Source organism: Mesorhizobium onobrychidis, from assembly GCF_024707545.1.
In the GTDB taxonomy this organism is placed as follows: domain Bacteria; phylum Pseudomonadota; class Alphaproteobacteria; order Rhizobiales; family Rhizobiaceae; genus Mesorhizobium; species Mesorhizobium onobrychidis.
This window is the reverse complement of the sequence record NZ_CP062229.1, coordinates 2,156,438-2,169,227: the sequence shown is the minus strand read 5'-3', so window position 1 is coordinate 2,169,227 and position 12,790 is coordinate 2,156,438. Positions and strand designations below refer to the sequence as shown.

At 62.0% G+C, this 12,790-nt stretch carries 10 protein-coding genes and 1 pseudogene; 1 reads left to right on the top strand and 10 read right to left on the bottom strand.

The window, feature by feature from the left end; all coding sequences use genetic code 11:
- Nucleotides 1–17 precede the first annotated feature (17 nt).
- Nucleotides 18–288: pseudogene (locus tag IHQ72_RS10665) on the top strand (multidrug ABC transporter ATP-binding protein); the annotation flags it as partial.
- Here IHQ72_RS10665 and IHQ72_RS10660 read toward each other — a convergent pair.
- The 10 genes from IHQ72_RS10660 to amaB all read right to left on the bottom strand — a co-directional run bounded on the left by IHQ72_RS10660 (nt 261) and on the right by amaB (nt 12,629).
- Nucleotides 261–1,373 (bottom strand): AI-2E family transporter, encoded by a 1,113-nt coding sequence (locus IHQ72_RS10660; RefSeq protein ID WP_258122411.1) that lies wholly within the window; start codon nt 1,371–1,373, stop codon nt 261–263. The pseudogene IHQ72_RS10665 and the gene IHQ72_RS10660 sit on opposite strands and share 28 nt — an antisense overlap.
- Before the next feature lie 486 nt (nt 1,374–1,859).
- Nucleotides 1,860–2,819 (bottom strand): D-ribose ABC transporter substrate-binding protein, encoded by a 960-nt coding sequence (locus IHQ72_RS10655; protein ID WP_091594763.1) that lies wholly within the window; start codon nt 2,817–2,819, stop codon nt 1,860–1,862.
- A 32-nt stretch (nt 2,820–2,851) separates the two neighbouring features.
- A complete protein-coding gene (locus tag IHQ72_RS10650; RefSeq protein ID WP_268931349.1) occupies nt 2,852–3,925 on the bottom strand; it encodes an ABC transporter permease in 1,074 nt (357 codons plus the stop codon).
- Between the two features lie 88 nt (nt 3,926–4,013).
- A complete protein-coding gene (locus tag IHQ72_RS10645; RefSeq protein WP_258122409.1) occupies nt 4,014–5,555 on the bottom strand; it encodes a sugar ABC transporter ATP-binding protein in 1,542 nt (513 codons plus the stop codon).
- Nucleotides 5,552–6,202, bottom strand: a complete 651-nt coding sequence (locus IHQ72_RS10640) for a DUF2291 family protein (protein ID WP_091594770.1) — start codon at nt 6,200–6,202, stop codon at nt 5,552–5,554. The genes IHQ72_RS10645 and IHQ72_RS10640 overlap by 4 nt, the downstream gene beginning before the upstream one ends.
- Nucleotides 6,199–6,321: a hypothetical protein gene (locus tag IHQ72_RS10635; protein WP_258122408.1), complete on the bottom strand. Its 123-nt coding sequence runs from the start codon at nt 6,319–6,321 to the stop codon at nt 6,199–6,201. Before IHQ72_RS10635 ends, IHQ72_RS10640 begins: the two co-directional genes overlap by 4 nt.
- A gap of 393 nt (nt 6,322–6,714) precedes the next feature.
- On the bottom strand, nt 6,715–8,463 hold the full coding sequence (locus IHQ72_RS10630) for a glycerol-3-phosphate dehydrogenase/oxidase (protein ID WP_258122407.1): 1,749 nt from the start codon (nt 8,461–8,463) through the stop codon (nt 6,715–6,717).
- Nucleotides 8,460–9,236: a DeoR/GlpR family DNA-binding transcription regulator gene (locus IHQ72_RS10625; protein ID WP_258122406.1), complete on the bottom strand. Its 777-nt coding sequence runs from the start codon at nt 9,234–9,236 to the stop codon at nt 8,460–8,462. The genes IHQ72_RS10630 and IHQ72_RS10625 overlap by 4 nt, the downstream gene beginning before the upstream one ends.
- Nucleotides 9,233–10,768, bottom strand: coding sequence for an FGGY-family carbohydrate kinase (locus tag IHQ72_RS10620; protein ID WP_258122405.1), 1,536 nt, complete (start codon nt 10,766–10,768; stop codon nt 9,233–9,235). The genes IHQ72_RS10625 and IHQ72_RS10620 overlap by 4 nt, the downstream gene beginning before the upstream one ends.
- 349 nt (nt 10,769–11,117) lie before the next feature.
- Entirely contained in the window at nt 11,118–12,629 is a 1,512-nt protein-coding gene (gene amaB, locus IHQ72_RS10615; RefSeq protein ID WP_258122404.1) for an L-piperidine-6-carboxylate dehydrogenase, read from the bottom strand.
- Nucleotides 12,630–12,790 lie beyond the last annotated feature (161 nt).

Below are 12,790 nucleotides of genomic sequence, written 5' to 3'. Positions count from 1 at the left end.
GAGGATGCCGGGTTGTAAAGCAGCGCCTGGCAATCGCGCGTATGTTCCTGAAGAACCCGACAATCCTCATCCTGGACGAGGCGACGTCGGCACTCGACACGCAGACCGAGCGGGAGATCCAGCAGTCGCTGGCAGAGCTTGCGCAGGGCCGAACGACACTGGTGGGCAACGATCCGCAATGCCGATCGCATCGTGGTGGTCGCCGATACGGGCATCGTCGAACAAGGTCCGCATGATGAACTGGTCGCGCGCGGCGGTGCTTACTCACGGGGCGCGGCTCCGGACTGACGTGATGGCTTTGTGTCGCGCTTTGGCGTCATTTCCGCCTCGGGCTGGTCGCTCAATCGTTTCTTGAGGATGTCAATGAGGCTGATGGTGACCGCGATCACCGCCGGGCCGAGGACGAGCCCGGATGCTCCAAACAGGACGATGCCACCGACAGCACCGATAAAGGCCATCACTGTGTGGAGCCGCAGCCGGCTCCCGACAAGCATCGGATAGAGCAGATTGTCGATGCCGGCGACGACCACGCCGCCCCAGATGGTCAGGATCGCCGCGCTCGCCCAAGCCCCCTCCAGCGCGAGATAGATCGCTGCCGGCACCCAGATCACGAATGCGCCGAGCACCGGCACGATGGCAAGAAGTCCCATTACCAGGCCCCAGAAGACCGGAGTGGGCAGGCCGAGCCACCAGAACATCAGGCCGCCCAGCGTTCCCTGCACAGCGGCGACAAATACGGTGCCTATCAGGATCGCATGTACCGTCTCGGCAAGGCGGGACAGCGTGTATCCCGTCTCCGGTGCACGCAGGGGCGAGAGGCGCTCGATCCCCCGCAGGGCGAGTTCACGGTCCCGCAGAAAATAGAACAGCAGGTAGAATGTCAGAACGAACATCACGGCCTGATTGATCGAGCCGCGCAACAGCGATGTGCTTTGTGCCGTCAGCCATTGTACAAATGCGGCGACCGTGCCGGCCGGATCGATCTGGTTCTCAACCCACTGGGCAACCGCCGAAAGCCTGGGATAGCCCGACAGGAAGGCATCTGTGTTCCAACCCCGGATGACCTCCTCCATATAGGTGGCGCCGTTTACCGCCTCGCGAACAAGCTGCTGTGCCACGAAGATGAGCGGCAGGCCGATTGCAACCGCCGCGATGCTGACCGATATCAGTGCGGCCAGGTTTTGGTTCCTGAGCCTTTCCTCGACCCGTCGATGAGCCGGATACAGGACGATTGCCAACACCACCGCCCAGGTCAATGCGGGCAAAAAAGGCAACGCCAAGAGATAGCAGACATACAGACCGATCGTCGTCGCGGCCACGATGCCGAGCAATCTCATTTGTTTCATATCGGGCATCTGTTTCAGGTCGGGCATCTCTCGCCGTCTCGCAAACCAAGCGAGCCTAGTGGATTTCCCGACAAAATGGCAGCTTCCGTTGCCGCCCCCCTCGGCTAGGCCGCCGTCGAGTGTGACGAAATGGCCCGGACATTTTCCCGCTCTTCGGGCTCATTATGCTGATTGGGCGCCCGTGCGCGCTGGCTTCACAGGACCAATAAAAAAGGCCGGACTGTTAAAGTCCGGCCAAGCATGAAGGTTCAAAACCTCCAGAGGGGAACGCGCCGGACGCAATGGGAGGAAAACATCCGACGCAATGCGTAAATGGGTCGGCACAGGTGACGTTTCAACAATATGTGGTGGGCCACATCAGCCGCTCCATAGAGCCACCAGTGTGGATTCAGGTCACGGCCTGTGTTTCAGTTTTAGCGTAACAGACATGTGAGCGGTGCGTCGGCCCGATCAAAGAGGTCGCCGCCTCGGGTCAGGCGAGGAGTGCCCCGCGGGACACTCCTCCTTCGTTTTTTACTCCGAGAGCGTGAAGGGAGCCGTGTATTTGTCGACGTTGTCCTTGGTGATGAGAAGGCAGTCAAACAGCTGCTTCTCGGTCGGCGCGCCGGTTTTGCCGGTCTTTATGAACGAGTCGGCCTGTTGTACGGCCTTCGCCGAGTAGACGGCCACCGGCTGGAGCACGGTGTACTGCAGGTCACCCGCCTTGATCGCGGCGACGGCGTCCGGAGAGCCATCGAAGCCGCCGACCTTAATGCTCGACAGCTTTCCGGCTTCTTTCAGCGCGGCGATCGCGCCGAGCGCCATCTCGTCATTGCCGCTCGTCACGCCGATGATATCGGGATGGGCCTGCAGCAGGCTCTGCATCTTGTCGTGGCCCTGGGTACGGTCCCAGTTGGCGACCTCCGAGCCGGCCTTCTTGAGGTCCGGATACTGGCTGATCACGGTCTCGTATCCGTTTGACCGCGTGGCTGCGTTGTTGTCGGACGGGGCGCCCAGAAGTTCGACGTAGTTGCCCTTCTCGCCGATGTTCGTCACCCATTGCTGTGCACCAAGAGCGGCGCCCTGTGCGTTGTTGGAAACGAGCTGCGCCTTGGCCAGACCCTCCTGATTGATCTCGGCGTTGACCAGGAAGACCGGGATGTTCGCGGCAATCGCCTTCTTGACGGCGCCGATGGATCCGCTGGCGTCGGCAGGATCGAGGATGATCGCCACGGATTTGTTGGTGATTGCGGTGTCGATCAGTCTGCTTTCCGTGTTCGTGTCGGCTTTCGATGCGCCGACAGTCGCGGTGTAGCCGAGTTTTTCGGCCTCGGCCTTGGCCACATTGCCTTCGGTGAGCCAGTACGGGTTGGCGGGATCGATGACGATGATCGAAATGAGGCCTTCGGCCGACGCTGCGCTTACCGACCCTGCGAGGACCGGAGCGGCCAGCGCAAAGGCCGTGAGCATTAGAATTCTTGCCTTGCCATACATGAAATTTCCTCCTTGGTTAGCGATGGTACCGGTCAACCGGCAATCTTCTCGTGAGCGGGATCGGCCGTTCGGGCCTTGCCGGCTTGTTGCGGAGAAGTCGAAGGGCCGCCGGTCGAGCCCGGGAGCTTGACGCGACGGCGATACTGAATGGCGTTGAGCAGCACCGCCAACACGATGACCGCGCCGGTGAACACTGTTTGCCAGTAGGCGGACACGCCAATGATCACGAGGCCATCGGATAGGAAGCCGATGACGAAGGCCCCGACCAGCGTGCCGCGGATATTGCCTCGACCACCGGTGAGTGCCGCGCCGCCGATGACGACGGCCGCAATGGCGGTCAGCTCGTAGGAGTTGCCGGCGGTCGGCCCTGCCGAGGTCAGTTCCGAGGACAGGATGAGGCCGGCTACCGAGGCGCAGATGCCGGACAGCATATACACCGACACCTGCACTTTTTTCACCGGCACGCCGGACAGTTCCGCCGCGCGCTCGTTGCCGCCGGAGGCATAGAGCCACCGGCCGAAGGCCGTGCGATTGAGGATGATGCTGCCGATGATCGCGATGACCACCATGACCAGCACACCGATAGGGATACCGAACAGGCGGTTGAAGCCCAGCCAGTCGAAGCCGGTATTGCCCAGCTCCGGCTTGCCGCCGAGATCATTATATGTGAGGCCGTTTGTCATCAGCAGCGCGGCGCCGCGCACCACATAGAGCATGCCCAGCGTGGCAACGAAGGCCGGCACCTTCAACCAGGCGATAAGGACGCCGTTGACCAGACCGACCAGTGCGCCGAGCACGCACACCAGCACCACGACCACCCAGACGGGGGGAAACAGCACGACGCCGAGCATTTGCAACTGCACGCCCTGCATCAGGAATCCGGCGATGACCCCCGACAGCCCAAGCGTCGACCCCACCGACAGGTCGATGCCGCCATTGAGGATGACCAGCAGCATGCCGACCGCGAGGATGCCGAAGATGGCGACATGCGACGCCATGGTGAGGAAATTGCCCAACGAGAAGTAATAGGGCGACAGCATCGAGAAGACGAAGATGATCACCATCAGCGCGAGAAACGCCCGGCCCTCCAGCAACAGCTTGGCCACACTGAAGCCACCGCTCGATGTCCTCGGGCCGGAGCGGCTACGATTCTGACTGGCGTTGGTCACGGTCTGGCTCCTGTATTCTTCATGATCAGACGAGCACGGCCTCGCCCGAGGCGGCCATGATCTGCTCTTTCGTGACGTCGGCGCCGAACTGAGCCGAAATCCTGCCTCGGCGCATGACGATGATCCGGTGCGCGATACCAAGGCACTCGGCGACTTCCGAGGTCGAGAACACGACCGCGAGCCCCTGCGCGGCCCGCTCGCCGAGCAGCCGGAACACCTCCGCCTTGGCACCGACATCGATCCCGCGACTGGGCTCGTCCAGCAGCATGACCTTGGGGTCGGTGGTCAGCATCTTGCCGATGACGACCTTCTGCTGATTGCCGCCGGACAGCGATCCGATGGGCGCGCCTGCGCCCGCCGTCTTGACGCGCACATCGCGAATGGTTCCGTCGATCAGCGACCGCTCCCGCGACCGCGAAAGCAGCATCCCCTTGACGAAGGCGCCAATGCTGGCGAGCGACAGATTTGCCCCTACCGACATCGTCTGGACCAGCCCGTCGCGTTGGCGGTCCTCAGGCACCAGCACAAGCCCCCTGTTTATCCGCTCCGCAATGCTGAGGCGGGAGATGTCGTCGCCCTCCAGCAAGACACGGCCGCCCGTCACCGGCAATCGTCCGGCGACGCACTCCAGCAATTCCGTGCGCCCGGCGCCCATCAGCCCGTAAATGCAGACGATCTCGCCCGCGCGGACATCGAGCGACAGCCGGTCGACGACCAAGCGGTCCGAACCCGAAACATCGGCGACGCTCACATCGTCGATTGACAGGGCAACGTCGCCGAATGCGTATCCCGTGGGCGGCGATCCCAGGTCGAAGTTCTCGCCCACCATGTTACGGACGATCCATTCGAGATCGATGTTCTTCGCATTGGCCGTCGCAGTGATCGCTCCGTCGCGCAGCACCACGGCGTGGTCGGTGATCTGCAGCGCTTCTTCGAGGTGATGAGAAATGTACACGATCGAAACACCGCGGGCGGTCAGGTCCCGGATCACCTTGAACAGCACCTCCACCTCGGTCGCACTCAATGCGGAGGTAGGCTCGTCCATGATCAGGATGCGTGAATCGACGGAGAGCGCGCGTGCGATTTCGACGATCTGCTGCTGGCCCAGGCGTAGATCCTGCACCAAGGTCATCGGATCGATGTCTTCCTCGAGATCGCCCATCAACATCCGCGTCTGACGAGCCTCTTCCGCGAAGTCGAGGCCGGTCGCGCCCCGCAACTCACGGCCCATGAAAATATTGTCGCGCACACTCAGATTGGGCGCGAGACTCAACTCCTGATGGATTATCGAGATGCCTCGATCCCGCGCGTCGACGGTCGAGGAGAAGACGACAGGACGGCCATCGAGCTCGATGCTTCCGGATGTCGGCGTCTCGACACCGGAAAGGATCTTCATCAGCGTCGACTTGCCTGCGCCATTCTCTCCGAACAGCGTGGTGACCTCGCCACGGCGGATGTCGAAATTGACCCCCTTGAGGGCATGCGTTCCGCCATAGGATTTTACGATGTTGCGCGCCGCGAGCACGGTGTCGCCGGCCGCCGGCTCGAATTGAGGCGCCGCATTCATTGAACGCTCAGCTTTACGGGTGTGACGAGCCAGCCCTTGGGATTGATCAATTTGAATACGCCGATCACCGAAATCGCCTTCCCGGTGAGCTTGGTATTGTCGATGGCCGACAACACCTGCTTCTTCATCTCGTTGTTCAAGGCCGATCCGGCGTTCTGATACTCGATCTGGTTGGTGAATTGCCCGAAGGTGATCGTGCCCGTGGCATCGCGCAGGTCGGTTCCGTTGATCGCCGGCCCCGTCTGCACGCGAATGACCAAGGTGCTGGGAACATCGTCGACCTTGACGGCGTAGATGCCGGACTTTCCCTCACCGACCACGCCGGTGAATTTGACTGAGAATTCCGTACCGACATTGGCCGGCACGCCGTACTCCTTCTCTGCTGCCGCCTTGTCCTTGGCAATGGCTGACGCGAGAGTAGCGGCGTTCACCGCGCGCTGCTCCACGGCGGATTGAACCTTCGGAAACTCGGACTTGCCGTATTCTTCCGGGGAAAACGCAGCCTTTCGCGCGTCCTCCGCCGAACCAATTATGACGACCTTGGTGTCGAGAACCATTGCGCCGAGCAAAATCAGGATCGCGGCCGCGGCAACAATCCAACGAACGCCGACCCGCCGATTGATCGTGGTGGCGGGCTGCGAACTCATGGCGCAACGACCTGCGGCATGACGCCGATCAGGTCACGGTCACCACTGGCGGCGCTGCTGGCTTTCATTCCATCTCCTCCCGAGATGATATTATTATCTTCAGTTGAAAAATTTTTCACGCGTTCATGTCGTTGTCAATCCGCCTTCACTCAGCGTGCAGCCGGCGTCATCGAGAGGAACTCTAATCGCGTAGCAGTTGATTGCGGCCGAGAACCCAGCCGGTATTCGGCTGCACGATCGTGTGACCGCGATTGCATGCGCTGGTCGTCAGCCCAACCGCCGTAAGCAAGATATTCCTCACGAGCCGAAGCCTTTCGGAACAGTCAGGCCTCAGGCACAAAATCGACCATACGTTAGTGTTAAATTCACGTCAAGATATGTGATATTTTGCCCGTTCTCCGGCACTGGCGGAGAATGGGCACCTGTCAACAAAGCTTAATATGCTGTTTTCGTGTGGTATTTTTTGAAAACAGCGCATACCCGCGAGGTGTTCGTCCCAAATCAGGGCGCCATCACAATCGCATCAGATTCCTGTCGCTGAGCTGCGCTACAGCGGCATCGAGTTCTTCGGACATCCGCTGCGGGTCCCAGTTACGTGCACGGCCGGCAATGGCGGCGATCTGCTTCAAATCGCTCATGGTCAGGGAGCCACCAATGGCCAACGTCGTGCGCCGCATGACGATATCGGCCAGATGCTCGACGAATTCATTACGAACGATGTAGTCGATTTCGGATGTGCCGTAGTCGCTTGCCCCCGGCAGGCGATCTTCATTGTCTCCTGAACTTTGGTGGCGGGCGATCGGCAACGCCTTGGTGCCGTAGCGCGACAGAAGCTGGTCGAGACGGCGTTCGTCGGCGCCCGAAGCCGATCTGGCATCGGCCAGCCAGGCGGCTCGCGCCGCAGGCTCGGTTGGAAAACCCTTGCCGCCGCCGATCGGCATCGATCGCGTGGTGACCTTGCGGCCGCGTCCCAGCCGGTCGAGTACCGTGTCGGCAACCTCCTCGGCAAAGCCGCGGAACGTCGTCCATTTGCCACCGACCAGCGAGATAACCGGAAACGGACGCGAATCTTCCGGCTCGACGAGCGGTGCCGAATGATCCCGGCTGATCAAGCCGGGGACAGAGGCGTCGGATGCAGGCAACGGTCTGATGCCGCTATAGGCATAGACGATCTGGTCGCGTCCAAAGCTCATGCCCGGCATCAGCGCACGCACGCTCTCGAGCAGATAGTCGATCTCCTGCGGCTCGCAGCGTACTGTGTCCGGGTTGTCGGCCTGGATGTCGGTCGAGCCGACGAGCGCCAGACCGAGATAGTCGTAGACAAGGCAGATGCGGCCGTCGTCGGCTTCGAAGTAGAGCATGCGGCCTGCCAGGCTTCGTACCAGTTCGTCATGCTTCAAAAGGATGTGCGAGCCCTTGGTGCCGCCGATCATTTTCGACGGCGCGCCGAGCGAGGCGTTGACATCGTCGATCCACGGGCCGGCGGCGTTGACGACCAGTTTCGGCCGTACCGCAAATACGGCGCCGTTCTCGGACCGACCCCCGCCTTTTGACTGGAAAGTCAGCACGCCATTGGACGACGAAACCAACCTCGTGTAGTTGGCGGCCGCGGCGAGGGCATTTGCTGCCAGCCCGTCGGTGATCAGTTCGAACACCAGCCTTTCGGGATGGCTGATCTTGGCGTCGTAATAGATGCCGGTGGCGACGATCGACTTGGTCAGTGCCGGTATCTCGCTCAGCGCCCGCCGTCGCCCGACCAGCCGGTGGCGCGGCATGACACGATGCCGCGACCCATAGAAATCGTAGATCGTCAGGCCGATCTTGATGAGGACGGCGCCGCGGCTGCGCGGCGCGCTGGTCGAGCCCAGCAGCGTGCGCAGCGCCGCCCACATGCCCTTGCCCCACGAGAAGATCGGGATGACCGTCGGCAGCGGACTGACATAGTGCGGCGCGTTCTTCAACAGCAGGTTGCGCTCCAGCGTTGACTGTGCCACCAGCCCGAACTCGCCCGTTTCGAGATATTTCAGGCCGCCATGGATCAGCCGCGATGGCGCAGCACTTGTGCCCGAGCCAAAATCGCCCTTGTCGACGATCAGGCAACTGACGCCTTGCGCGCACAGATCCCGGAACAGACCAGCCCCATTGATGCCGGCGCCAAGAATGACGACGTCGACGTCGCCCGTCTTGTTCATAAAGGCGAGGCGGCCGATGGGGTCGGCTAAGCCAGGGTCGGATGCGCCTGCGCCGTCGGAAGGGCTCATGGCTTAGTCATCTTGACGATGCGCAGCTTTACGCCGGCCTGTTCGAGCTTTTGCGCCTGCGCATCGCTTACGCCGTCGGTCGTCAGCACCGCGTCGAAACGGGTCAGATCGTCGAAAACATGCAGGGCGACCTTGTCGAATTTGGAATGGTCGACGACAAGAATGCGCTTGGTCGAGGCAGCGACCATCGCTTGCTTGACCCGGACCACATGCTGGTCCTGGATGAAGGCCGTGGTGCCTGAGATCGCCGAAGCCGAGCAAATCAGAAGATTGGCGCGCAATTGCGCCACGGCATTCTCGCAGACGATGCCGATATAGGCATTGTAGGTGCGGTGATACTGACCGCCCAGGCAGATGAAGTCGATATCGTCGACATTGGTCAGCAGTGCTGCAGTCGCGACGCTGTTGGTGATGACGGTCAGTGGCTTGATGTCGGGCAGCAGTGGCGCGATCGCGTTCGCCGTCGTCGAATCGTCCAGCATGACGGCCTGGCCGGCCTCGATATAATCCAGCGCCGCATGCGCCAGCGCATCCTTTTCGGACCTGCCGACCGTCACCCGATAGCGGAAAGCGCTTTCATAAAGGCCGGAAGGCTGCACCGTCACCGCGCCGTGCAGCTTGCGCAGCACGCCCTGGTGCGCCAGTTGGTCGATATGGCGGTGGATGGTCATCCGCGACACGCCGAAATGCTCGACCAGGTCGTCGATGCGCACCTGGCCGAATTTGATCACATAGTCGGCGATTTCCTCGCGCCGTTCGTCGGCCTTGATCATGCAGCCCCCTCAATGCTTTGCCCCGCCAGCCTTTCGATCTCCGGCCATTGCGGCTTGAGCGATTCGGCAATGCGGCAATAGAGAGAAAAACGGTCCTCGAAAGCCGCATTGCGCGCCGCGTCGGGCAGATATTCATGGCTCATCTTGCTGACGGCGCGCGCGCCCTGTTGCGGCGAGGCAAACAGGCCAACAGCGGCGCCGGCACAAAGGGCTGCGCCGAAGGCAGCCGCCTCGTCGGTCGACGTCACGATGACCGGCACGTTGAGCACGTCGGCGAACATCTGCGCGAAGGCCGGATTGCGCGAACCGCCGCCGGTGAGCCGCACCTCACGAACGGCAAAGCCGTCGCGCAGCGCTTCGACGTGAGTGCGGTGGTTGAAGACGATGCCTTCCAGCACTGCCTTCAGCATGTCGCCGCGACGATGCCAGCCATGCAGGCCGAGAAAGCTGGCGCTGGCGGCATTGCCGTAAGGCGAGCCGAACAGATAGGGATGGAACAAGATGGTCGAAGGCCTGCCAAGCGCAATGTCGATCTCTGCCGCCAGCATCTCGTGGATCGAGCCGCCGGTCCTTTTTGCTTCGTCCTGTTCCGGGCGGCAGAGCGTGTCGAGGAACCAGTCGTAATTCGCCGTCGAGGCCGGCGAGATCGACATGTTGTTCCAGCGCCCAAGATCAATAGCATTGCGGCAGAACCAGCGCGTGTCGACGCGCGGCTCGGTGGAGACTATTTCGTTGATCGAATAGGTGCCGGCGACGATGCTGACCACGCCCTCCTCGTGGCCGCCCATGCCAAGCGCCGAGGCAGTGACATCATGCAGGCCGCAAGCGACCGGCGTGCCTACTGCAAGCCCGCTCAGCGCCGCTGCATCGGCGGTGACGTAGCCGACGATGTCGGCCGAATGCGTCACCGGCGGCAAGGCTTCAAACAATGCCTCAAGACCGAAAATGCGCATCGCCTCCGGCACATAGCTTTGCGTACGCACATTGGTGAACGAGGTGCTCGCCTCGGTGAGGTCAGTGCCGATGGTGCCGGTCAGGCAGAAACGCAGCCAGTCCTTGCAGGCGAGTATGTGCGCGACCCGGCCGAAGCGTTCCGGATCGTGCTCATGCAACCAGACCAGCAGCGACGACGGTGAGGAAGCGTGCGGCACCTGGCCGGTCAGGGCGAGCGCTTCGGCGAAGACCGAACTTCGCGACCATCTGTCGACGATTTCGCCCGCCCGGCTGTCCAGCGACAATATGCCGGGGCCTAGCGGCCGGCGATCGTTGTCGAGCAGGTACAGGCCATCACCATGCGCGGTCGCCGCCACTGCCTCAATGTCGCTGGCCGGCCGGCCGCTCAAGGCAATGGCTTCCCGGATCGCCTCGGCGGTCGCTTGCCAGAGACCGGCCATGTCGCGTTCGACCCAGCGCGCGTGCGGCATCGATTGCGGCACCCGCCGGCGCGCCACCGACAATTGCGAACCGTCGGCGTCGAAGATCACCGCCTTCGTCACCGTCAGGCCGTTGTCGATCCCAAGCAGGCTGGACATGGCTACCTCTCAGCTCATCGCTTGCCGATACGCGTTGCGAATAGGATTTTGGTGCATTGCGCTTGACGACGGCGGGGAAAGCTGCCCGGCGAAGCAACCGCCTAACACCGATGGGAATTCCGAGCCAGCGGAATCGACCATACATTGGTGTTAAATTAACGTCAACATGTGTGATTTTTGGAAGCGATCTTGCGGCGACCAAGAGCCCTTACGAGCGCCGAAGTCCCGAGCTCGCCATCCTTGATGCGGCTTTCGCAGACTGTTTGGATCTCCCGGAAGCCGCTGAACGGCGACCGAGATAAATCGTGGCAGCTATTGGCGTAGCCGCCACGACAAGGGTCTCACCAGCCTAGTCGATGTCGAAGGATACGCCTTGGGCCAGCGGCAGCGCCTTGGAATAGTTCACCGTGTTGGTGGCGCGCCGCATATAAGCCTTCCAGGCGTCGGAGCCCGACTCACGGCCGCCGCCGGTCTCCTTCTCGCCACCGAAGGCACCACCGATCTCGGCCCCCGATGTGCCTATGTTGACGTTGGCGATGCCGCAGTCGGACCCGTCGACGCCGAGGAAGCGCTCGGATTCCTGCAGGTCGCGGGTGAAGATCGACGACGACAGCCCCGCTCCGACCGAATTGTGCTCGTCGAGCACGGCGTCGAAATCCGAGTACTTCATCACATAGAGGATCGGCGCGAAGGTCTCTTCCGTCACCGGCGAGACCTGCTTGGGCATCTCGACCAGCGCCGGACGAACGTAATAGGCGTCGGGATGGCCATTCTCGACCCGCGTGCCACCGGTCACCTTGCCGCCGTGAGCGGCGGCTTCCTTCAACGCATTCTGCATGCTGCCGAAGGCCGCCTTGTCGATCAACGGTCCGACCAGCGCTGATGTCTCCAGCGGATTGCCGACCGAGACGCTTTCATAGGCCTTCTTCAGGCGCGGAACCAAGGCATCATAGATGCTCTCATGCACGAACAGGCGCCTGAGCGTCGTGCAGCGCTGGCCGGCCGTGCCCATGGCGCCGAAGGCAATGGCGCGCAAGGCCATGTCGAGATCGGCCGTCGGGCAGACGATGCCGGCATTGTTGCCGCCGAGCTCCAGCACGGCGCGGGCAAAGCGCTTCGCCAGCCGCGGACCGACATCCCTGCCCATGCGGGTCGAGCCGGTGGCCGAAACCAGCGGCACCTTCGGATGATCGACCAGAATTTCGCCGACGGCGCGATCGCCGATCAGCACCGACGTCAAGCCTTCCGGAGCATCGCCGAAACGTTCTGCCGCACGCTTGAAGATCGCCTCGCAGGCGAGCGCCGTCAGCGGTGTTTTTTCCGACGGCTTCCACACCACCGCGTCGCCGCAGACAAGCGCAAGCGCGGCGTTCCACGACCACACCGCAACCGGAAAGTTGAAGGCCGAAATCACACCGACCACACCCAGCGGATGCCAGGTTTCCATCATGCGATGACCGGGCCGTTCGGTGGCGATGGTCAGGCCGTAGAGTTGGCGCGACAGGCCGACGGCGAAATCACAGATGTCGATCATCTCCTGCACTTCGCCGAGCCCTTCGGACGGGATCTTGCCGACTTCGATCGACACCAGCCGGCCAAGCTCGGGCTTGTGGGTACGCAGTTCCTCGCCAAGCAGCCGCACCAGTTCGCCGCGCTTCGGTGCCGGCACCAGACGCCAAGCCTGGAAGGCTTTATGCGCCTTGTCGATGGTCTCTGCCGCACCGGCTGGCGAGATCGTCTTCAGCGCAGCGATCTGCTCACCCGTAACCGGACTGCGCACGATAAGATCGCCGCCCGAAAGCGCGGCCTCAGCGACACCCAGTTTCGCCAGTAGCCCGGCTGTTTCCTTCGCAATCGTCATTTTTTTCCCTTTCAGATCCCGTCGCTCATAATGCATGTCGCCCAAAAGTGCGCAGCGGTTTTGGGACAACGACATGCATAAACCAAAGTTAAAAGCACGTCGGTCAAAGCTTCGTGCCATGCCGTCCGTGTGCCGATCGGCACATCAGGCGCTGTCATGGC